General features: G+C 64.4%; 21 protein-coding genes and 1 pseudogene. 13 read left to right on the top strand and 9 right to left on the bottom strand.

Annotated elements, in window-relative coordinates; all coding sequences use genetic code 11:
- The first annotated feature begins 61 nt into the window (after positions 1 to 61).
- Both IP89_RS03525 and IP89_RS03520 read left to right on the top strand, forming a co-directional pair.
- Positions 62 to 976 (top strand): LysR family transcriptional regulator, encoded by a 915-nt coding sequence (locus tag IP89_RS03525; RefSeq protein WP_052080940.1) that lies wholly within the window; start codon positions 62 to 64, stop codon positions 974 to 976.
- A gap of 23 nt (positions 977 to 999) precedes the next feature.
- Complete coding sequence (locus tag IP89_RS03520) at positions 1,000 to 1,218, top strand: DUF2970 domain-containing protein (RefSeq protein ID WP_043307750.1); 219 nt, start codon at positions 1,000 to 1,002, stop codon at positions 1,216 to 1,218.
- Here the strand turns inward: IP89_RS03520 and IP89_RS03515 are convergent.
- Positions 1,215 to 2,267: an ABC transporter substrate-binding protein gene (locus tag IP89_RS03515; protein WP_371261932.1), complete on the bottom strand. Its 1,053-nt coding sequence runs from the start codon at positions 2,265 to 2,267 to the stop codon at positions 1,215 to 1,217. The two genes, IP89_RS03520 and IP89_RS03515, sit on opposite strands and share 4 nt — an antisense overlap.
- 482 nt (positions 2,268 to 2,749) lie before the next feature.
- Between IP89_RS03515 and IP89_RS03510 the strand changes: the two genes are divergently transcribed.
- Positions 2,750 to 4,408 carry a nitrite/sulfite reductase gene (locus IP89_RS03510; RefSeq protein WP_043307748.1) on the top strand — a complete coding sequence of 553 codons (1,659 nt, stop codon included), beginning with the start codon at positions 2,750 to 2,752 and terminating at the stop codon, positions 4,406 to 4,408.
- Positions 4,392 to 4,889: a DUF934 domain-containing protein gene (locus tag IP89_RS03505; protein ID WP_043307747.1), complete on the top strand. Its 498-nt coding sequence runs from the start codon at positions 4,392 to 4,394 to the stop codon at positions 4,887 to 4,889. Before IP89_RS03510 ends, IP89_RS03505 begins: the two co-directional genes overlap by 17 nt.
- Before the next feature lie 43 nt (positions 4,890 to 4,932).
- Here IP89_RS03505 and IP89_RS03500 read toward each other — a convergent pair whose 3' ends face one another.
- A complete protein-coding gene (locus IP89_RS03500; RefSeq protein ID WP_043307745.1) occupies positions 4,933 to 5,511 on the bottom strand; it encodes a TetR/AcrR family transcriptional regulator in 579 nt (192 codons plus the stop codon).
- A gap of 109 nt (positions 5,512 to 5,620) precedes the next feature.
- Here IP89_RS03500 and IP89_RS03495 point away from each other — a divergent pair, with 109 nt between their 5' ends.
- Entirely contained in the window at positions 5,621 to 6,058 is a 438-nt protein-coding gene (locus IP89_RS03495) for a hotdog fold domain-containing protein (RefSeq protein WP_043307744.1), read from the top strand.
- Positions 6,059 to 6,075: 17 nt separating this feature from the next.
- The gene (locus IP89_RS03490; protein WP_043307742.1) at positions 6,076 to 6,930 is read left to right on the top strand and encodes an alpha/beta fold hydrolase; all 855 of its coding nucleotides are present in this window, start codon (positions 6,076 to 6,078) and stop codon (positions 6,928 to 6,930) included.
- A gap of 18 nt (positions 6,931 to 6,948) precedes the next feature.
- Here IP89_RS03490 and IP89_RS03485 read toward each other — a convergent pair whose 3' ends face one another.
- Both IP89_RS03485 and sohB read right to left on the bottom strand, forming a co-directional pair.
- Positions 6,949 to 7,938: a YhdH/YhfP family quinone oxidoreductase gene (locus IP89_RS03485; RefSeq protein WP_043307741.1), complete on the bottom strand. Its 990-nt coding sequence runs from the start codon at positions 7,936 to 7,938 to the stop codon at positions 6,949 to 6,951.
- Positions 7,939 to 7,947: 9 nt separating this feature from the next.
- Positions 7,948 to 8,970 carry a protease SohB gene (gene sohB / locus IP89_RS03480; RefSeq protein WP_043307739.1) on the bottom strand — a complete coding sequence of 341 codons (1,023 nt, stop codon included), beginning with the start codon at positions 8,968 to 8,970 and terminating at the stop codon, positions 7,948 to 7,950.
- A 210-nt stretch (positions 8,971 to 9,180) separates the two neighbouring features.
- Here sohB and IP89_RS03475 point away from each other — a divergent pair, with 210 nt between their 5' ends.
- From IP89_RS03475 to IP89_RS03455, 5 genes are all read left to right on the top strand, one after another.
- The gene (locus IP89_RS03475; protein ID WP_043307737.1) at positions 9,181 to 9,891 is read left to right on the top strand and encodes a histidine phosphatase family protein; all 711 of its coding nucleotides are present in this window, start codon (positions 9,181 to 9,183) and stop codon (positions 9,889 to 9,891) included.
- Positions 9,892 to 9,951: 60 nt separating this feature from the next.
- Entirely contained in the window at positions 9,952 to 10,263 is a 312-nt protein-coding gene (locus IP89_RS03470; RefSeq protein WP_043307735.1) for an SCP2 sterol-binding domain-containing protein, read from the top strand.
- 200 nt (positions 10,264 to 10,463) lie between these two features.
- Positions 10,464 to 11,531: a phosphotransferase family protein gene (locus IP89_RS03465; RefSeq protein WP_043307734.1), complete on the top strand. Its 1,068-nt coding sequence runs from the start codon at positions 10,464 to 10,466 to the stop codon at positions 11,529 to 11,531.
- A 24-nt stretch (positions 11,532 to 11,555) separates the two neighbouring features.
- The gene (locus IP89_RS03460) at positions 11,556 to 12,323 is read left to right on the top strand and encodes an SDR family oxidoreductase (RefSeq protein ID WP_043307733.1); all 768 of its coding nucleotides are present in this window, start codon (positions 11,556 to 11,558) and stop codon (positions 12,321 to 12,323) included.
- Positions 12,324 to 12,445: 122 nt separating this feature from the next.
- Complete coding sequence (locus IP89_RS03455) at positions 12,446 to 12,763, top strand: hypothetical protein (protein ID WP_043307732.1); 318 nt, start codon at positions 12,446 to 12,448, stop codon at positions 12,761 to 12,763.
- A gap of 88 nt (positions 12,764 to 12,851) precedes the next feature.
- Here the strand turns inward: IP89_RS03455 and IP89_RS03450 are convergent, their stop codons facing one another.
- The gene (locus IP89_RS03450) at positions 12,852 to 13,502 is read right to left on the bottom strand and encodes a hypothetical protein (RefSeq protein WP_043307729.1); all 651 of its coding nucleotides are present in this window, start codon (positions 13,500 to 13,502) and stop codon (positions 12,852 to 12,854) included.
- A gap of 100 nt (positions 13,503 to 13,602) precedes the next feature.
- On the opposite strand from IP89_RS03450, the gene IP89_RS03445 reads away from it, so the two are divergent.
- Positions 13,603 to 14,379 carry a TSUP family transporter gene (locus IP89_RS03445; protein ID WP_043307727.1) on the top strand — a complete coding sequence of 259 codons (777 nt, stop codon included), beginning with the start codon at positions 13,603 to 13,605 and terminating at the stop codon, positions 14,377 to 14,379.
- Positions 14,380 to 14,395: 16 nt separating this feature from the next.
- Here the strand turns inward: IP89_RS03445 and nudC are convergent, their stop codons facing one another.
- The 3 genes from nudC to IP89_RS03430 are packed head-to-tail and all read right to left on the bottom strand — an operon-like array spanning position 14,396 to position 17,743.
- Positions 14,396 to 15,229, bottom strand: coding sequence for an NAD(+) diphosphatase (nudC, locus tag IP89_RS03440; protein WP_043307725.1), 834 nt, complete (start codon positions 15,227 to 15,229; stop codon positions 14,396 to 14,398).
- The gene (locus tag IP89_RS03435) at positions 15,229 to 16,902 is read right to left on the bottom strand and encodes a hypothetical protein (protein WP_043307723.1); all 1,674 of its coding nucleotides are present in this window, start codon (positions 16,900 to 16,902) and stop codon (positions 15,229 to 15,231) included. Before IP89_RS03435 ends, nudC begins: the two co-directional genes overlap by 1 nt.
- A gap of 28 nt (positions 16,903 to 16,930) precedes the next feature.
- Complete coding sequence (locus IP89_RS03430; RefSeq protein ID WP_043307721.1) at positions 16,931 to 17,743, bottom strand: crotonase/enoyl-CoA hydratase family protein; 813 nt, start codon at positions 17,741 to 17,743, stop codon at positions 16,931 to 16,933.
- A gap of 223 nt (positions 17,744 to 17,966) precedes the next feature.
- Here IP89_RS03430 and nhaB point away from each other — a divergent pair, with 223 nt between their 5' ends.
- Positions 17,967 to 19,463 (top strand): sodium/proton antiporter NhaB, encoded by a 1,497-nt coding sequence (nhaB, locus tag IP89_RS03425; protein WP_043307720.1) that lies wholly within the window; start codon positions 17,967 to 17,969, stop codon positions 19,461 to 19,463.
- Here nhaB and IP89_RS03420 read toward each other — a convergent pair.
- Positions 19,451 to 19,637: pseudogene (locus IP89_RS03420) on the bottom strand (amino acid permease); the annotation flags it as partial. The gene nhaB and the pseudogene IP89_RS03420 overlap by 13 nt on opposite strands.

Raw genomic sequence — 19,637 nt, 5'->3', positions numbered from 1 at the left:
AGCATCTGATTAATCCATTCCAATAGTAAAATGAGTGAAAACTCATGGCGGAGCATGGCGCATGACCCTCACCCAGCTGGAAATCTTCTCCGTGGTCGTCGAACTAGGCGGCTTCACCAGCGCCGCAGCGCGGCTGGGCATCGGTCAATCGGCCGTGTCTCATGCTATCCGCGCGCTGGAGCAGGAGCTGGGTGTAGAACTGCTGCACCGCAACAAGGCCCGGGTGGAACCGAGCGACATCGGCCACCGCCTGCTGGAGCGAGCTCGCGCCATGCTCGGGCTCGCCGAAACCATGCGCCAGGAGGCCACCGCTGCGCGCGGCATGAAGCTGGGCACCCTGCGCATCGGCTCCTTCGGCCCGAGCGCGTCGATCCGACTGTTACCGGCGATCCTGCAGCGCTTTCGCCAGGACTATCCCGGCATCCAGGTACTCATCGACGAAGGACCAGATCGCCAGGTGCTGCAGTGGCTGCACGAACGGCGAGTCGACCTGGGCTTCGTGGTACTGCCGCAGCACCATCTGGACACCGTGCCGCTGTTCGAGGACCAACTGGTCGCCGTGCTGCCGACAAACCACCCCCTGGCAACGCAGCAAACTGTCGAACTGGCGCAACTGTGCGATCACCCCTTCGTCCTGACCGAGGCCGGCTCGGCCGAGCTGGTCGACAACCTGTTCCGTGGCGCGCGCCTGCAGCCGGATATCCGCTACCGCTGCAGCCAACTGATCAGCACGCTGGACACGGTTGCCCGCGGCGATGCGCTTACAGTGGTAGCAGAACTCTCGGTGCCTGAGGGCAACAACGGGCGCTACTGCATCCGGCCCCTGCACCCAGCAGTGCCACGCCAGGTCGGTCTGGCCTTGCTGGACCATCGCCAAGCCTCACCAGCGGCCCAGGCCTTTATCGAACTGGCCACTCGCATGCACCGCGACGGGCTGCTCGGCCAGCTCATGCGGGTGGGCGGGTCTACCCTGTAGGCAGACTTGGGTGGAGAAGATCGATGGACGAGCAGGACGACAACAAGCCGCTGACCTTCCGCGAGATGATGCAGAGCGTGCTGGCCGCTGCCTTCGGCGTGCAGAGCGGCAAGAATCGCGCGCGCGACTTCAGTCGCGGCAAGCCGAGCCACTTCATCCTGCTCGGCGTGCTGTTCACCTCGATCTTCGTGCTGGTGCTGTTCGCCCTGGTGCGTCTGGTGCTGCACCTGGCCGGGGTCTAGCGCAGCAGTTCGTCGATGGAACAGGCGTACTCTTTCATCGACGGATTGCGCGTGGCGCTGAAGCGGCGGAAATCCAGGCCGATATCGCTGCGCGCAAGACGCGCCTGCAGCTTCTTCGCCTGGCGTGCATCGACCAGGCGCAGCAGCCGCGCGGTCTGATCCTTGCCACCGCGCTCGGCGAAATCGAGGCCGGCGTCATAGTCATGCAGCATCACCAGGGCGCAGGCGCCGAGAATGAAATGCCCGGTAGCCAGCACGGAAATATCCCCGTCGATACGCGCCTGCAGGACCTTCTGCGAGTTGTTCAGCGCAGTGTAGCTCAGTTGGCGCCCCGCCTCCTTCGCGGCCTGCATGGCGCCAAAGGCCATCTCGTCGTTGGCCGACCAGACCATCGACACATCCGGATAGCGCGGCAGCAGCGCCTTGGCCTGCTCGTAGGCGCGCTGCTGGCTCCACTCCCCGTATAGAAGTTGGCGCAGGCGCACCTTCGGGTGCTCGGCCAGGGCACGATGCAGCCCCTGCTCGCGCAGGGTCGCCGAGGGGGTGTTCTTCACCCCGGAAAAAGCCACCAACTCACTGCCATCCGGCACCCCGCGCAGCAGCGCCGAGGCCATCAGGTAGCCGGCCTGCTCGTCGTTGTTCACCAGGCTGCCGATCCAGTTGCTGTATTTCTCCCGCGAGCCGCCGACGCGCTGCTGCTGTTCTTCGGTGAGGGTGCTGTGCAGGGCAAACAGGCGGATGCCGCTGCCCTCGGCCAGGCGCAAGATCTCCGGCCCCACGTACTGTTCGTTGACGAACACCAGGTAGTCCGGCTTGTTAGGCCGCTCCAGCACCGCGCGGGCGTTGCTCATCATGGTGTTGGCGTCGCGCTCGCCGTACAGCACTTCCAGTTGCAGGCCGAGGTCGCCGGCGGCGTCCTGCATGTAATGGCTGTAATTGACCCAGAAGCGCTCGTTGGAATAGCCCGGATTGAGGAACACCACCGAGGTGGCCTGGGCGGAGAGGCAGACGAGGCTCAGGCAGAAGAGCAGGAAGGCACGCGGCAACAAATTCTTGAATCCAGGCTCGGAAAAATCGCGGCGCATTATACAGAGCATCTGCATAGCCAAGTGCCACCACCGGTCACGGCAAGGCATAAAAAAGGCCAGCGCCGGTTCCCCGCCACTGGCCTCTTTTCATCTGGCGCCTACTGGTGGCTGACCCAGAAAACCGCAGTGCTTACCACGAGCAGGATCAGCGTGAAGATGGCCCAGGCGTCGACAACGCTGTCCTTTTCATCCGAAGTGGTGTGGTCGGTCATGGCTACCCCTTTGTTGTGGTTATGGGTTTCACCAGAGTTAAGACCAGGCCTCGGCCAGTCTCAAGGCGACTCGCTTATCTACTTTAGCTATGTACTTATATGGAAACTTCATTTTTTCGAATATTCACGAACTGATATCTTTGCCCGGCCCTGATAAAGAGCGCGTTTACCGTGCGCGCGAAAAAGCCATTCACTGCCTGATGAAGCAGTAGCCTGACCCACAGGACCCCTATGTACGTATACGACGAGTACGATCAGCGGATCGTCGAGGACCGCGTCAAGCAGTTCCGCGACCAGACCCGCCGCTACCTGGCCGGTGAGCTTTCCGGCGAGGAGTTCCGCCCCCTGCGCCTGCAGAACGGCCTCTATATCCAGCGTTTCGCGCCCATGCTGCGCGTCGCCGTGCCCTATGGCCTGATGTCTTCGGCCCAGGTGCGCATGATGGCCAAGATCGCTCGTGACTACGACAAGGGCTATGCCCACATCAGCACCCGCCAGAACGTCCAGTTCAACTGGCCGGAGCTGGAAGATGTGCCGGACATCCTGGCCGAGCTGGCGACTGTGCAGATGCACGCGATCCAGACCAGCGGCAACTGCATCCGCAACACCACCACCGACCAGTTTGCCGGCGTGGCCGCGGACGAGATCGTCGATCCGCGCCCCTGGTGCGAGATCATCCGTCAGTGGTCGACCTTCCACCCCGAGTTCACCCACCTGCCGCGCAAGTTCAAGATCGCCGTCAACGGCGCCGTGAGCGACCGCGCCGCCATCGAGGTGCATGACATCGGTCTGGAAGCGGTGAAGAACGACGCCGGCGAACTGGGCTTCCGCGTCTCCGTCGGCGGCGGCCTGGGCCGTACTCCGATCGTTGGCAGCTTCATCAACGAATTCCTGCCGTGGCAGCACCTGCTCGGCTACCTCGACGCCATCCTGCGCGTGTACAACCGCTATGGCCGTCGTGACAACAAGTACAAGGCGCGCATCAAGATCCTGGTCAAGGCGCTGACTCCGGAAGTCTTCGCCGAGAAGGTCGAGGCCGAGTTCGTCCACCTCAAGGATGGCCCGACCACCCTGACCGAGGCGGAAGTCGCTCGCGTTGCCGCCCACTTCATCGACCCGGCCTACGTCACCCTGGCCGACCAGGCCGCCGAACTGGCCGCCCTCGACGCCCAGCACCCGGGTTTCGCCCGCTGGCGCCAGCGCAACACCATCGCGCACAAGAAGCCGGGCTATATCGCCGTGACCCTGTCGCTGAAACCCACCGGCGTCGCGCCGGGCGATGTCACCGACAAGCAGCTGGATGCCATCGCCGACCTGGCAGATCGCTACAGCTTCGGCGAAGTGCGCAACAGCCATAACCAGAACATCATCCTCGCCGACGTCGAGCAGCAGCAGCTGTTCACCCTGTGGGGCGAGCTGCGCGAGCAGGGCTTCGCCACGCCGAACGTGGGCCTGCTGACCGACATCATCTGCTGCCCGGGTGGCGACTTCTGCTCCCTGGCCAACGCCAAGTCGATCCCGGTGGCCGAGGCTATCCAGCGTCGCTTCGACGACCTGGACTACCTGTTCGACATCGGTGATCTGGACCTGAACATCTCCGGCTGCATGAACGCCTGCGGTCACCACCATGTCGGCCACATCGGCATCCTTGGCGTGGACAAGAAAGGCCAGGAGTTCTACCAGGTGTCCCTCGGTGGCAGCGCTGGCCGTGAAGCCAGCCTGGCGCAGATCCTCGGCCCATCCTTCGCTCAGGAGCAGATGGCCGACGTGATCGACAAGCTGATCAAGGTCTATGTCGAGAAGCGCACCGAAGAAGAAACCTTCCTCGACACCTTCCGCCGTGTCGGAATCGACCCGTTCAAGGAGCGCGTCTATGCAGCGAATCATTAAGAACGGCCAGATTCTGGACGAGACCTGGCACCTGCTGCCGGCCGATGCCACCCTCGAAAGCATCAGCAACAGCGACGACCTGATCGTGCCGCTGGCCCTGTGGCGCGAGCACGCTCACGCCCTCAAGGCCCGCGATGGCGGTCTGGGCGTATGGCTGGAAGCCGGCGAGGAAATCGAGGAGATCGTCGAGGCACTGGACAGCTTCCAGGTGATCGCCCTCAACTTCCCCGCCTTCACCGACGGCCGCCACTGCTCCAGCGCCTACCTGCTGCGCAACCGCTATGGCTACAAGGGTGAGCTGCGCGCCATCGGCGACGTGCTGCGCGACCAGCTGTTCTCCTACCAGCGCGTGGGCTTCGACGCTTTCGCCCTGCGTGCGGACAAGGACCCGGTCGATGCGCTGAAGGCCTTCGAGGAGTTCGGCGAGGTCTACCAGGCCTCCACCGACCAGCCGCTGCCGCTGTTCCGCCGCCGCGCCTGATCCGGCCCCATGAAAAAGCCCCGCTCTGCGGGGCTTTTTCGTTTCAGGCCTTCACCGAGTCCCAGGCGACTCGCCCCAGCAGCTCACGGCACTCGGCCAGCTCGGTATGGGTGCGCCCGGCCAGCCAGTTACGCGCGAAGTCATGGGTCGGGCCGATGACCACCGATGAGAAGCAATCGGCCGGCATCGCCTTGAACAGCCCCTCCTCGCGGTAACGCGCCAGGGCGTCGAGGATGCGCTGGTAATGCACGCGATTGGCCTCGCGCAGCTCCCCGCCCATCTCGCTGGCTTCCACCCGGCCACGACTGTGCAGGATGAAGCGCGCCCAGTCCGGGTTGGCCACCACCCAGTCGATATAGCTGTGCACCAGCAGGTGCACGCAGGCCTCGGCGCTGTCGGCGCGGGCGAAGCCCTCGGCCAGCATGGCCGCGTACTCCGCGGTACCGGCCAGGTATAGGGCGCCGATGATCCGCTCCTTGTTGCCGAAGTGGTGGTACAGGCTGCCGATGCTGGCGCCGGAACGGTCGCGGATCATCTCGATGGTGGTGGCATCCACACCGAATTCGGTGAAGCAGGCCAGCGCGGCCTGGAGGATTTCGTCCTTACGGGAACTGCGGGCCATCAGGCCTCCTGACAAACTAGAATAATTTTCTAGAATTAAATTCTGATACTCGTATACTGCCTGGGCGCGCGCTTCTCTTCAAATGTCATCCATTGTTCGGGAGCACCCCATGAGTCAGATGATGCAGATGTACCAGCAGGTCGGCCCAGTCCAGTTCAGCACCATGATCGGCCAGGTCGCGCCCTACTTCGCCAGCATCGCCCCGCAGTTCGTCGAGCTGCGCGCAGGCTACGCCGAAGTCACCTTCCCCAAGCGCCGCGAGGTGCTCAACCATATCGGCACCGTGCATGCCATCGCCCTGTGCAACGCGGCCGAACTGGTCGCAGGCACCATGACCGACGCCTCCATCCCTGCCGGTTATCGCTGGATTCCCCGTGGCATGACCGTGGAATACCTGGCCAAGGCCAAGGGCGACGTACGCGCCGTAGCAGACGGCAGCGCCATCGACTGGAGCCAGACCGGCGACATCAAGGTGCCGGTAGTGGCCTATGTCGAGGACACCCCGGTGTTCCGCGCCGAGATCACCATGTACGTCAGCCAGGCCTGATTGCTTCGGAGCGCATCATGATCACCCCACTTTCTCGCCCGCTGGATAACGGCAACGGGCATACCCTTTCCAGCCACTGGTACCAGCCGCCAGGCGAAACCCGCGGCGTGGTGCTGATCGTGCCAGCCATGGGCGTGGAGCAGCGTTTCTACGCCGACTTCGCCCGCTGGCTGGCCGAACGTGGCTACCTCACCGTGACCTTCGATTATGTCGGCATGGGCCTGTCGCGCAGCGGTCCGTTGCGCGAGTTGGATGTGGATGTGATCGGCTGGGGTCGCCATGACTGCAGTGCCATGCTCGACGCGGTCGTGGAGGCCGCAGGAGCGCTGCCGGTGTTCTGGATCGGCCACAGCCTCGGTGGGCAGATTCTGCCCTTCGTGCGCGGCAGCGAACGCATCCGCCACGCCTTCACCATCGCCACCGGCAGCGGCTACTGGCGGGAAAACACCAAGAGCCTGCGCAACAGGGCCTGGCTGCTCTGGTACCTGATCGCACCACTGGTGACGCCGCTGGCCGGCTACTTCCCCGGGCAGCGCCTGGGCATGGTCGGCGACCTGCCGCGCGGCGTGATCCAGCAATGGCGGCGCTGGTGCCTGGACCCGGAATATGCGGTGGGTGCCGAGGGCGCGGAAGTGCGCGATGCCTATTCGGCGGTGCGTACGCCGATCACCTCGCTGTCCTTCACCGATGACGAGATGATGTCCGGGCGCAATACCGAGTCCCTGCACGGCTTCTATCGCGGCGCGCCACAGACGGCGAAGCGCATCGCCCCGACCGATATCGGTGTTCAGCGCATCGGCCACTTCGGCTTCTTCCGTAGCCAGTTCGCCGACTCGCTATGGGCGGGGTACCTGCTGCCGGACCTGGGTTAAACCCAGGCCCGGTCACCATCAGGCAAGGTTAACGAGGACGCGCCCCACCATCTTGCCGGCGAGGATCTGCTCGATGGCCTGGGGCAAGCGCTCCAGGCTGACCTCTTCGGCCAGGCTTTCCAGGTTGGTCAGCTTCCACTGCAGGGACAGCTTGTCCCACATGGAAGCCTTGACTACCAGCGGCAGCTCCACCGAGTCCACGCCCAGCAGGTTGACCCCACGCAGGATGAAAGGCGCCACGCCGCCCTTGAAGCCCATGCCAGCGGTCAGGCCACAGCAGGCCGCACTGGCGCCATAGCGCAGCGACTTGACCACGTTGAACAGGATGTCGCCGCCAACGGTATCCACCGCACCGGCCCAGCGCTCCTTGAGCATGGCCTTCTCGCTACCTTCCTGCAGCTCCTCGCGCGGCACGATCTGCTGCGCGCCGAGCTGGCGCAGGAACTCGCCCTGCCCGGCCTTGCCAGTGGACGCGGCGACGTTGTAGCCGAGGCGCGACAGCAGGGCCACGGCGATCGAGCCGACGCCACCGGTGGCACCGGTAACCAGCACCGGGCCGGCGGCCGGGGTCAGTCCGGCCTGTTCCAGCTTGTCCACGCACAGCCCGGCGGTCAGGCCGGCGGTGCCGAGCAGCATGGCTTCGCGCAGGCTCAGGCCCTTGGGCCGCTTGATCACCCAGGCGGCCGGCACGCGGATGTACTGGCCGAAGCCACCGGCGGTATTCATGCCCAGGTCGTAGCCGGTGACGATCACCTCGTCGCCCGCAGCGAACTCGCTCACCGACGACTCGGCCACCACGCCGGCGGCGTCGATGCCCGGGGTATGCGGGTAGCTCTTGGTCACACCGCGGTTGCCACTGGCGGACAGGGCGTCCTTGTAGTTGAGCGAGGAGTACTGCACACGGATCAGTACTTCTCCAGCCGGCAGGTCGGCGACATTGCGCTCCACCACCTTGGACGCAAAGGTACCGTTGTCCTCGCTGACCAGCAGAGCCTTGAAGGCAGTCATGGCTTACTCCTACCAGAAACGTTGTTGGTTGAGACGGCTCCACCAGTTCAGCAGCAGGCGGTCCAGCGTGACGCTGGCGGCCAGGCCGAAGCGCTCTGGCAGGCTCTTCTTCTCGGCGAAATGCAGGTGGAACAGTTCGGCCTCGCGAGCTCGCTCGGCCAGGTATTCGTCACTGGTCTTGAGTTCGTCGACCAGGTGTTTGTTCAACGCCGAGATACCCAGCCAGACCTCGCCGGTGGCGATCTCGTCGATGTTCAGCTGCGGCCGGTAGCGGGCCACGAAGTTCTTGAACAGCTCATGGGTGGTATCCAGGTCCTCCTGAAACTTCTCGCGGCCCTTCTCGGTGTTCTCGCCGAGCATGGTGAGGGTGCGCTTGAATTCGCCAGCGGTGAGCATTTCCACGTCGATGTCGTTCTTCTTCAACAGACGATGGATGTTCGGCACCTGCGCCACCACACCGATGGAGCCGAGAATGGCGAAGGGCGCGGAGAGCACCTTGTCGCCAATGCAGGCCATCATGTAGCCGCCGCTGGCGGCGACCTTGTCCACGCACACGGTCAGCGGTACGCCGGCCTGGCGGATGCGCGCCAGCTGCGAGGAAGCCAGACCATAGCCATGCACCATGCCGCCGCCGCTCTCCAGGCGCAGCACCACTTCGTCCTGGGCGCTGGCCATGCTCAGCAGTGCGGTGACCTCATGGCGCAGGCTGTCGGTGGCCGAGGCCTTGATGTCGCCATCGAAGTCCAACACGAACACTCGCGGCTTGGCCTGGCCTTCTTTCTTCTGTTGCTTGGCCTGCTTGGTTTCGGCCTTGCGTTGGGCCTTGAGCTGCGCCTTGTCGAGCAACTCGTGCTCGAGGCGCTCGCGCAGTGCCTTGTAGAAATCGTTGAGCTTGCTCACCTGCAGATGGCCGCTGCCCTTGCCACGACCTTTGCTGCGCAGTGCAGCGATGGTCAGCAGTACCACTATGATGGCGACCACCACCGTCAGGGTGCGGAGCAGGAAGTCCGCATAATCCAACAGAAACTCCACAGGTTCCCCCTCGTCTATCCTGTCGCAGAGCCCGATCCAGGCAGCTGCCAGTCCTCAGCATACCGGCGCCGGAGCCTGCCGGCCAACCACGGCGAGCCGTGTGTCGGCAGCCCTCAGGCAATTCAAACAAGCGTATGTTTTTTCGTTGACAGGGGCCCGGCTCCGGCCCTACCCTCGCGAAACTTCAACCCGCCGGGATCGACTGCGGACATGGGTAGCATCTACCTGATACGACACGGCCAGGCCTCATTCGGTGCCGACGATTACGACGTGCTGTCCCCGCTGGGCGTGCGCCAGGCCGAAGTGCTGGGCGACCACCTGGCCCAGCTCGGCATCAGCCTCGATCGCTGCCTGAGCGGCAACCTGCGTCGCCAGCAGCATACCGCCACTTCCGCCCTGCAGCGCTGCGTGGCGGCCGGCCTGAATGCTCCCGAGCTGGAAATCGATCCGGCCTTCAACGAATTCGACGCCGAGGCGGTGATCCGCAATCTGCTGCCGGCCATGCTGCCGGACGAGCCGGATGCGCTGGCCATCATGCGCAATCCGAAGGAAAACCGCGCCGCCTTCCAGCACCTGTTCGCCCGCATCATCCGTCGCTGGGTCAGCGGCGAATATGACGAACCCGAGCACGACACCTGGCAGGGCTTCGTCGACACGGTGAACGGCGGCCTGCAGCGCCTGCTGGCGCAAGCCGAACGCGGTCAGCACATCGCCGTATTCACCTCCGGCGGCACCATCACCGCCCTGCTCCACCTGCTGACCGGCGTGCCGGCGGACAGAGCCTTCGAGCTCAACTGGCAGATCGTCAATACTTCGCTCTCGCGCCTGACCTTCCGAGGCAGCGAGGCGACCCTGGCTTCCTTCAACAGCCGTGTGCATTTGGAGCTGTTGAAGGCCCCGGAACTCATCACCTACCGCTGAGAACCGGCCCACAGCGGCCCGCAAAGCCGCGAGAAACCCCTGATAAAAAGGACAGAAACCATGAGCGTTGCCGACACCATCAACACTATGAAGTCCAAGTTCAACGCCAGCGCTGCCGCCGGCCTGGACCTGGTATTCCAGTTCAACATCGAAGACGGTGACAACTACGCGCTGATCGTCAAAGACGGCACCTGCGACGTACAGCAGGGCGACAACGCCAACGCCAACGTCACCCTGATCATGGACAGCGCCACCCTGGCCGGTATCGCCTCCGGCGAAACCGACGGCATGCAAGCCTTCATGGGCGGCAAACTGCGCGCCGAAGGCGACATGATGCTGGCCATGAAACTGGCCGAACTGTTCCCGGTATAAGCCCTAGGGCATACCGCGCAACAGCGAAAAACCGGAGCCTTCGGACTCCGGTTTTTTTTCGCCCGCGCCCAGGCGAAATGTGGCAATCAGGCCTCTTGATCGACGACCAACAGCCACATCTATAACGCTGTGCTTTGCTTAAGGGCACCATTAAATTAGCCAATGATTAGTGGCACCCATCATCATCAGAAGGGATAAGCATGACGCTGACAGACCAGTCCACCGGCATCCGCGAGGGCGAAGAACTCGATGCCGCGCAGATCGACCCGTACCTGAAGGCGCACATCCCGGGCCTCACCGGCACCCCGCGCATCAGCCAGTTCCCCGGTGGCGCCTCCAACCTGACCTACCTGCTGGAATACCCCGAGCAGGAGTTCGTGCTGCGTCGCCCGCCGTTCGGCCACAAGGCCAAGTCGGCTCACGACATGGGCCGCGAGTACCGCATCCTCAACCAGCTCAACGCCGGTTTCCCGTACTGCCCCAAGGCCTACGTGCACTGCACCGACGAGTCGGTGATCGGCGCCGAGTTCTATGTGATGCAGCGGGTCAAGGGCATCATCCTGCGCAGCGACATGCCGGCCGAGCTGAACTTCAGCGCCGAGCAGACCAACGCCCTGTGCAAGAGCTTCATCGACAAGCTGGTCGATCTGCACAACGTCGACTATCAGGCCTGCGGCCTGGCCGACCTGGGCAAGCCGGAAGGCTACGTCAAGCGCCAGATCGAAGGCTGGAGCGACCGCTACGAGAAGGCCCTGACCCCCGACGCCCCCACCTGGGAGCCGGTCAAGGCCTGGCTGCGCGAGAAGATGCCGGCCGACCACCACAAGCCGGGCATCGTGCATAACGACTACCGCTTCGACAACGTGATCCTCGACCCAGCCAACCCGATGCAGATCATCGGCGTACTCGACTGGGAGCTGACCACCATCGGCGACCCACTGATGGACCTGGGCAACACCCTCGCCTACTGGATCGAGGCCGGCGACGCGCAGCCCATGCAGCTGATGCGCCGCCAGCCGAGCAACGCGCCGGGCATGCTGACCCGCCAGGAGTTCGTCGACTATTACGCCGAACGCGCCGGCATCCAGATCGACAACTTCGACTTCTACTACTGCTATGGCCTGTTCCGCCTGGCCGGCATCGTGCAGCAGATCTACTACCGCTTCTTCCATGGTCAGACCAAGGACAAGCGCTTCGCCCAGTTCATCATGATGAACAAGCTGCTGGAGCAAGCTGCCCTGCAGGTCATCAAGAAATCCACTCTCTAACCCGGCTCAGACAAGGGAACCACAATGTCCAAGACCCACCTGTTCGACCTCGACGGCAAGATCGCTTTCGTCTCCGGCGCCAGCCGCGGCATCGGTGAGGCCATCGCCAAACTGCTGGCCCAGCAAGGCGCCCACGTGATCGTCTCGAGCCGCAAGATCGACGATTGCCAGAAGGTCGCCGACGCCATCATCGCCGACGGCGGCAAGGCCACCGCCATCGCTTGCCACATCGGCGAGATGGAGCAGATCCAGAACGTCTTCGCCTTTATCCGCGAGCAGTTCGGCCGCCTGGACATCCTGGTCAACAACGCCGCCACCAACCCGCAGTTCTGCAACGTACTGGACACCGATCTGGGCGCCTTCCAGAAGACCGTCGACGTCAACATCCGCGGCTACTACTTCATGTCCATCGAAGGCGGCAAGCTGATGAAGGCCAACGGTGGCGGCTCGATCATCAACGTCGCCTCGATCAACGGCGTCTCGCCGGGCGAGTTCCAGGGCATCTACTCGGTGACCAAGGCTGCCGTGATCAGCATGACCAAGGTCTTCGCCAAGGAATGCGCGCAGTTCGGCATCCGCTGCAACGCCCTGCTGCCGGGCCTGACCGACACCAAGTTCGCCTCGGCCCTGACCAAGAACGATGCGATCCTCAACGTCGCCCTGCAGCGCATCCCGCTCAAGCGCGTGGCCGAGCCAACCGAAATGGCCGGCACCGTGCTGTACCTGGCCAGCGATGCCTCCAGCTACACCACCGGCGTGGCGCTGAACGTGGACGGTGGCTTCCTCTCCTGAGTGCAGCCAGCGGCCCTGAAAACACCCCTCCCGCAGGGGTGTTTTTTTATCCGTCGCCTGAAGCTTCGCCTGGGCGACATGGCTGTGTAGAATCCCGCGCCCGCAAAGTAGGAGACAACACGTTGGCCATTCACTACTCCACCACTCCGGAACAGGTCGCCTGCGGCCGCACAGGCGCAAACCTGGACACCACCGCCGATACCACCCAGGTCTCGTGCAAGCTCTGCCTGCGCTCCGTGGAGAAAACCGTCAGCGAGCCGGTGCGCAAGAGCCCGAGCCTGGCCGACCTGAGAGCCGCCGCCAAGGCCGCGAAGGTCGTGGAAGCCGCCCCCGCCGCCGCAGCCAAGCCTGCCAGCGCCAAGACCGCTCGCGCCGAATGGCAGCGCCGCCTGGAGCAACTGCCCGGCCGCAGCCGCCTGCCGCGCGGCATGGCCAAGTAGTACCGTCCTCACCCATCTTCTTGGTGAGTACCGCGCACATAGCAAAACGCCCCTCTAGAGGGGCGTTTTGCTAAGCGAATCCATCAGACTATTGCCAGTCCTTCAGCGCCTGCTCGGCCGCCTGGTTCATCGGCTGTGCCAATAGTCCCGTGGGACTCAGGCTGACGCCGAACGAAGCACCATCGGCAATCGGCAGATAGGTGACGCGCGCCGCCTGCGGATCGAACAGGAACAGGTCGCGCTGGCCCAGGCGCAACCAGCGCCACAGGTCGATACCGTAGGGACTCTGCGCCAGCTGCACCTGGGCATGTCGGGCGCCCTGCTGTTGCTCGATGGCGAGGAAGCGACCGGAGAGTTTCTCCAAGCGGTAGCCCGGTTCCAGACCGATCAGCGCGGCCAGGCCCTTCCAGCCCAGCAGGCGCGCGTCCAGCTGCCAAAGGTCGCCCTCCAGCAGCACCTCGCGCTCCTCGCCACCCTCGAGCAGGTTGACGCGGTAGCGCTGTGGGCCGTCGGCGACGAAGCTCAGGGTCACCAGCGGCTTGTCCTGCACCTGGGCGCCGTAGCTGCGCAGGTCGTAGGCCACCACGCCGACCAGCAGCGCCAGGCCGAGGAAGGCCAGGCCCAGAGTGCCGCGCAGCCAGGCGAGGAACCAGTTGGGCGCGAAGAGGATGCGGGCGGCGATGAACAGGGCCAGCAGGGCCAGCAGGCCGGTGAACCAGGCCAGGCCGTCATACTGCATGGAAGCGTTTCCTTCTGCGATTTTTTGCCGGCATTATGCGCAGCAGCCGTACGGCGAGCCAGCGGCGGCCCCGCACAATTGAATCCACTTCGAGTTTTTTATGCCCTTTCCCTTCGAGCTGGGTGTCGATCCCACCACCCTGCTGATTCTCGCGCTGGTCGCCTTCACCGCCGGGTTCATCGACGCCATCGCCGGCGGCGGTGGCCTGCTGACCATTCCCGCCCTCCTCACCGCCGGGCTGCCGCCGCACCTGGTGCTGGGCACCAACAAGTTGTGCGCCACCTTCGGCTCGGCCACCGCCAGCTACACCTTCTACCGACGCAAGCTGTTTCACCCGCAGCAGTGGCGCAACGCGCTGATCGCCACAGCCATCGGCGCGGCCATTGGCGCCCTCATCGCCCATTGGCTGCCAGCCGCCTGGCTCAACCAGATGCTGCCGGCCGTGGTATTCGCCTGCGGTCTGTACCTGCTTTTCGGCAAGATGCCGGAGACTCACGATCAGGCCGATGCCCCTATCGCCCAGGGTCGCCAATGGCCGCAAGGCCTGGGGCTGGGTTTCTACGATGGTGTGGTCGGCCCTGGCACCGGGGCGTTCTGGACGGTGAGCACGCTGCTGCTCTACCCCATGGACCTGGTCCGCGCCAGCGGCGTGGCACGCAGCATGAACTTCGTCAGCAACGCCATGGCCCTGACCGTGTTCATCATCACCGGCCAGGTCGCCTGGCTGCTCGGCATCGCCATGGGCCTGGCGCTGATGGCCGGCGCCTTCCTCGGCGCGCGCACGGCGATTCGCGGCGGCTCGAAGTTCATCCGCCCGGTGTTCATCCTGATGGTTCTGGCCCTGACCGCACGCCTGGCCTGGCAGCACTGGTTCTGACAGACGACGCAGCACCTCAGTGCTGCAGCTGTGGCTCCGGCAGGCCGAGACGGCGCGCCACATGCAGATCGATCAGGTAGCGGGCGATCGAGCGTGACATCGGCAGCGGTGGCAGCTGGTCGATGGGGAACCAGCGAGCATCCTCGATTTCGTCGGCCTGCGGCACAATCTCGCCACTGACGTATTCGACGTGGAAGCCGAGCATCAGCGAATGCGGGAACGGCCAGCTCTGGCTGCCCAGGTACTGCGGCGTGCCGACCTCGATGCCGACCTCTTCGCGCACCTCGCGCGCCACGCACTCCTCCGCCGACTCGCCGGGTTCGACGAAGCCAGCCAGGGTGCTGTAGACGCCGGAGACGAAGCGCGGCGAGCGCGCCAGCAGCAGCTCGTCGCCACGGGTGACCAGCACGATCATGCTCGGTGAGATACGCGCGTAACTATCCAGCCCACACTCCGGGCAGCGCATACAGCGCTCGCCGACGACCTGGCGATTGCGACTGCCACAGCGCCCGCAGAAGCGGTGATTGATATCCCAGTTACCGACCTGCTCGGCGAACGAGAGCATGCGGAAGGTTGAATAGTCGGCCTGCAGCATGAACTGGCGCAGGCCCTGCCAGAAGCAGCCGGGCATCTCGGCCGGGCGATCCAGCGTCAGCAGCCACACCGGCTCGTCGTTGAAATGACCGAGGCCATGCTCGGCCAGCAGCGGCAGGTCCTGACGCTTGAGCCACTCACGCGGGAAAAGCACGCCGTTACTATCGGCGAGAAAACCCTGGGGACTGCGCACCAGAGCCCAGCCACCGGCCTGGGCATTGTCCAGCGGCGGCGTGGTCTGCCAGCCGGAAGCCATCAGGCAGCTACCGGCAGGCCCAGAGCGCGCACGCTTTCCTCGGCCAGGTCGAGCACGCTCGGAGTGGTCTCGGGACGCAGCACGGCACCACCTTCGAGGTAATACTCCAGGCTGCTGAGGGCATCGGCCAGGGTTTCCAGCATCTGCTCGGACGGCATCTGCCGGGCATCGAGCATCTGCGTCTGGATATACTCGGCGCACAGGCCGATCAGCTTGGCCGCGCGCTCCTGACCGAGGAACCACAAGCCGCCACGCACCGCCTGCAGACTGAACGGCACGTTGGCCAGGTGCAACTTGTCGCCATTGGATTCGAGGTAGGAGGTGATGGCGCGCTTGGCCAAGGCCAGACCGCCCTGAGCCTCGTCGACCACCACGATGCGCGCTTCGGCCAGCTGGTGCGCGGCGAAAGCTTCGCCCTCGTCACCCGGCCCTACCGGATTCGGCCGAGCGTTGCGCTGCTCGCCACGCTCCAGGCTGGCGACCATGCTCTCGACGTAGAGCACCGCCTCGGCCAGCTTGTGCAGGTCGGCGCTGGCAGCAGGGTTCTCTTCTCCCCAGCTACCGACCACCGGCAGCTGCACCTGCAGCGCGTTGGCTGCGGAACTCAGGCCAACCATGCTGAGGGTCTTGGCCAGCTTGCCGAGCAGCGCGTGCAGATTGCCGAAGCTGTCTGGCTGGGCGGTACCACGTTCGATCAGGTCGAGCAGATCCTTGACGCTGGCCAGCTCCTCGCGGATCGCGGTGGACAGCGAGCGCATCACGCCCTGGCCGGGGCCGGACAGGCGCTGATATTCCTCGTCCAGCAGGTGGTCAGTGAACGGCAACGGCGCCAGACCGAACACCTCGCGCACGGCACTGGCCTGCGGGCCACGGCTGTCAGCCAAGGCCACCAAGTAGAGCAGTTCCTTGAGCAGGCTGCGCGGCGCCTCGTAACCGCCATTAGCGATCAGGGCTTGTTTGATCTCGCGATCCAGACGCGAGAACAGCTGCTTGCGCGCCTTGCGCGGCAACAGCTGGCCATCGAGCTGCGACTCCACGGCGGCGGCGCCAATCCAGTACAGGCGCCCGGCCGGTTTGTCGGCGAACAGCCCATCGAGGCGCGCCAGCGCGCGTAGCATCAACTTGAGGCTGGCCTGGGAGTTGTCTTCACGGATGAAGCCCAGCAGGCCAACCTGGAACATGTGGCGCAGACGCCGGGCATCCTCGGCGCTAAGTGGTGCACCAGGCACACCGGCGGCGCGCTGCTGATCCAGACGTACGCTGAAGAAGAAGCTCTCTGGCAGCGGCGCCTGGCCGCCCGCCTGACGCAGGTCGTTGATCGCCGGCAGCAACAGCTCGGGCATCTCCTGGCGATGGGCGTCGACGTTTTCCAGGTAGCGGCGCAGGACGTAGAGCGCGTTGCTCAGGGCAGCCAGTTGGCCGTCGCGCTCCTCGCCAGCGCCGGCGGGAATGTCGGTGGCCTGCTGCAGCACTTCCTGGGCCAGCAGCTCGGCGCCAGCCAGTTCGATCAGGTTCAGGGTGCCACGCACCTGCTGCAGATTTTCCACGGCCTGCTGCAACAGGCTGCCGTTGTTCCGTTCGGCGATGAACTGTTCGAGACTCTGTTCGGTCTCTTCCATGGTGGTGAACAGCTCGTCACGCACCATATTCAGGGATGTCGCTCCAGTGACCATGGGTCTGCTGAACCTCTTTAGGCTGGGATCAGTCGGCGAATTCCGGTTTTTGCTTGCTCATGTGCGCGGCCATGGCCACGCGCAGGTCGGCGGACTGCAGCATGGCGCCGTTCCAGTTGGCGATGTACTCCAGGCCGTCGTCGACGCGGTGGTCGCGCATGTAGCGAATCATGTGCTTGGTGCCGCGAATGGCGATCGGCGACTTGCTGGCGATCTCGCGAGCGATCTCGAATACCCCGGCCAACAGTTCTTCCTGGCTGGCGTAGGTACGGTTGACCAGGTTGATGCGCAGCGCCTCGTTGCCGTCGATGGTGCGGCCGGTGAAGGCCAGCTCGCGCATCATGCCGTCGCCGATGATGCGCGGCAGGCGCTGCAGGGTACCGACGTCGGCGGCCATGCCCATATCGATCTCCTTGATGGAGAACTGCGCATCGACGGTGGAGTAACGCATGTCGCAAGCCGAAACCAGGTCGATGGCGCCGCCCAGGCAGTAACCCTGGATGGCGGCCAGCACCGGCTTGCGGCAGTTGTCGACAGCATTGAACGAGCCCTGCAGGCGCAGGATGGTACGGCGCAGCGCCTCGGCGTTGCGGCCCACGTCCTTGCCCAGTTGGGTGCCGGCCTGGGCCAGCAGCATCAGGTCGATGCCCGAGGAGAAATGCTTGCCGGCGCCGGAGATGACCACCACGCGCACTTCGTCGGTTTCGTCGGCCCAGCGGAAGATCTCGATGATCTCTTCCCAGAAGTCCGCGTTCATCGCGTTGACCTTCTCCGGGCGGTTGATCTGCACATGGGCGATCTTGTCGACTAGCTCGACGCGAAAGGCTTTGTATTCAGGCACGCAGATCATCCTCGAAGGCAGGGCGCACGGGCGCACGATAGATATTTTGTTTTGGAATCAATCGCCCCACTATAACAAGCGCGAAACAAAAGTCGATGCTGGCCAGCGTGACGCAGGACACGCTAGTAAATCTAAGTAGATTTCTGCCTATAGCAGTTAAACGCTTGATCTTTTTGAAGTTGGCCCCGAACCTTCGCCCTTTTTCTTTGCAGGGGATAAACCAATGCAGCCTTCCCTCCCAGGCGCCTTCGCACACAACTTCCTCGGCAATTCGCCCACCTGGTACAAGCTGACCATCGTCGGTTTCCTGATCGCCAATGCCCTGGTGCTGTGGACGATCGGCCCGGTGGCGGCCGGCTGGCTGCTGGTGGCCGAGTTCATCTTCACCCTGGCCATGGCGCTCAAATGCTACCCGCTGCAGCCCGGAGGCCTGCTGGTACTGGAAGCCATCGTGCTCGGCCTGGCCACGCCCAAGGCGTTGTACGAAGAGTTGGCGCACAATTTCCCGGTGATCCTGCTGCTGATGTTCATGGTGGCCGGCATCTACTTCATGAAGGACCTGCTGCTGTTCCTGTTCTCACGCATCCTCCTCGGCGTGCGCTCCAAGACCCTGCTGGCCCTGCTGTTCTGCCTGCTCTCGGCGTTTCTCTCGGCCTTCCTCGATGCGCTGACGGTTACCGCAGTGATCATCAGCGCCACCCTGGGCTTCTACTCGGTCTACCACCGCGTCGCCTCGGACCGCGGCCCGCAGGATGATGAATCGCTGCAGGATGAGCCGATCGAACTGCACCGTGCGGACCTGGAGCAGTTCCGCTCCTTCCTGCGCAGCCTGCTGATGCACGGCGCCGTGGGCACCGCCCTGGGCGGCGTGTGCACCCTGGTCGGCGAGCCGCAGAACCTGCTGATCGGCCACGAAATGGGCTGGAATTTCGCCGACTTCTTCCTGCGCGTAGCGCCGGTGTCGATGCCGGTGCTGGCCGCCGGCCTGACCACCTGCATGCTGCTTGAGCGCCTCGGCTGGTTCGGCTATGGCGCCCAGTTGCCGGAAGCCGTGCGCCAGGTGCTGGCCGAGCAGGCCCGCGCCAGCGATGCGCAGCGCACCAACGCCCAGCGCGCCGCCCTGCTGGTCCAGGGCCTGGCTGCTCTGCTGCTGATCGTCTGTTTGGCCCTGCACGTGGCGGAAGTAGGCCTGATCGGCCTGACGGTCATCGTACTGATCACCGCCTTCTCCGGCATCACCGACGAACACCGCATCGGCCGCGCCTTCCAGGACGCCCTGCCGTTCACCGCCCTGCTGGTGACTTTCTTCGCCGTGGTCGCGGTGATCCAGCAACAGCAGCTGTTCACCCCGCTCATCCAGTGGGTGCTGGCGCTGCCCACGGAGCAGCAGCCGGGCATGCTGTTCATCGCCAACGGCCTGCTCTCGGCCATCAGCGACAACGTGTTCGTCGCCACCATCTACATCACCGAGGTCAAGCAGGCTTTCGCCAACGGCCAGATGAGCCGCGAACACTTCGACACGCTGGCGGTGGCCATCAACACCGGCACCAACTTGCCCAGCGTGGCCACGCCCAACGGCCAGGCCGCCTTCCTGTTCCTGCTCACCTCGGCCATCGCGCCGCTGGTGCGCCTGTCCTACGGACGCATGGTGTGGATGGCGCTGCCCTACACCATCGTCATGGGCGGCCTGGGCTGGTGGGCAGTCAGCTACTGGCTGTGACTGGCCTCCGCCTGCACCCGGTTGCGCCACTGGCGCCAGGTGTAGAGCGGAATGCCGACCATCAGCACCAGGAAGCCCCAGAAGATCGCCCGCTCGCCGGTGCCGTACAGCGCCCACATCGAATAGATGAAGGCGCAGCAGCCGATCCATAGCAGGCGGCCGCTCTCATGGCGG

Origin of the sequence: Pseudomonas sp. ML96 (assembly GCF_000761545.1) — a bacterium.
GTDB lineage: Bacteria > Pseudomonadota > Gammaproteobacteria > Pseudomonadales > Pseudomonadaceae > Aquipseudomonas.
This window is presented reverse-complemented; position numbering and strand designations above follow the sequence as displayed.

Bases quoted from the DNA above. Each gene is read 5' to 3' on its own strand.
- IP89_RS03435 (WP_043307723.1), bottom strand. From the start codon at position 16,902: ATGGTCACTGGAGCGACATCCCTGAATATGGTGCGTGACGAGCTGTTC.
- IP89_RS03485 (WP_043307741.1), bottom strand. From the start codon at position 7,938: ATGACTGCCTTCAAGGCTCTGCTGGTCAGCGAGGACAACGGTACCTTT.
- IP89_RS03500 (WP_043307745.1), bottom strand. From the start codon at position 5,511: ATGGCCCGCAGTTCCCGTAAGGACGAAATCCTCCAGGCCGCGCTGGCC.
- IP89_RS03525 (WP_052080940.1), top strand. From the start codon at position 62: ATGACCCTCACCCAGCTGGAAATCTTCTCCGTGGTCGTCGAACTAGGC.
- IP89_RS03505 (WP_043307747.1), top strand. From the start codon at position 4,392: ATGCAGCGAATCATTAAGAACGGCCAGATTCTGGACGAGACCTGGCAC.
- IP89_RS03495 (WP_043307744.1), top strand. From the start codon at position 5,621: ATGAGTCAGATGATGCAGATGTACCAGCAGGTCGGCCCAGTCCAGTTC.
- nudC (WP_043307725.1), bottom strand. From the start codon at position 15,229: ATGGCTTCCGGCTGGCAGACCACGCCGCCGCTGGACAATGCCCAGGCC.
- IP89_RS03470 (WP_043307735.1), top strand. From the start codon at position 9,952: ATGAGCGTTGCCGACACCATCAACACTATGAAGTCCAAGTTCAACGCC.
- IP89_RS03510 (WP_043307748.1), top strand. From the start codon at position 2,750: ATGTACGTATACGACGAGTACGATCAGCGGATCGTCGAGGACCGCGTC.
- IP89_RS03445 (WP_043307727.1), top strand. From the start codon at position 13,603: ATGCCCTTTCCCTTCGAGCTGGGTGTCGATCCCACCACCCTGCTGATT.
- nhaB (WP_043307720.1), top strand. From the start codon at position 17,967: ATGCAGCCTTCCCTCCCAGGCGCCTTCGCACACAACTTCCTCGGCAAT.
- IP89_RS03465 (WP_043307734.1), top strand. From the start codon at position 10,464: ATGACGCTGACAGACCAGTCCACCGGCATCCGCGAGGGCGAAGAACTC.
- IP89_RS03450 (WP_043307729.1), bottom strand. From the start codon at position 13,502: ATGCAGTATGACGGCCTGGCCTGGTTCACCGGCCTGCTGGCCCTGCTG.
- IP89_RS03460 (WP_043307733.1), top strand. From the start codon at position 11,556: ATGTCCAAGACCCACCTGTTCGACCTCGACGGCAAGATCGCTTTCGTC.
- IP89_RS03475 (WP_043307737.1), top strand. From the start codon at position 9,181: ATGGGTAGCATCTACCTGATACGACACGGCCAGGCCTCATTCGGTGCC.
- IP89_RS03490 (WP_043307742.1), top strand. From the start codon at position 6,076: ATGATCACCCCACTTTCTCGCCCGCTGGATAACGGCAACGGGCATACC.
- IP89_RS03520 (WP_043307750.1), top strand. From the start codon at position 1,000: ATGGACGAGCAGGACGACAACAAGCCGCTGACCTTCCGCGAGATGATG.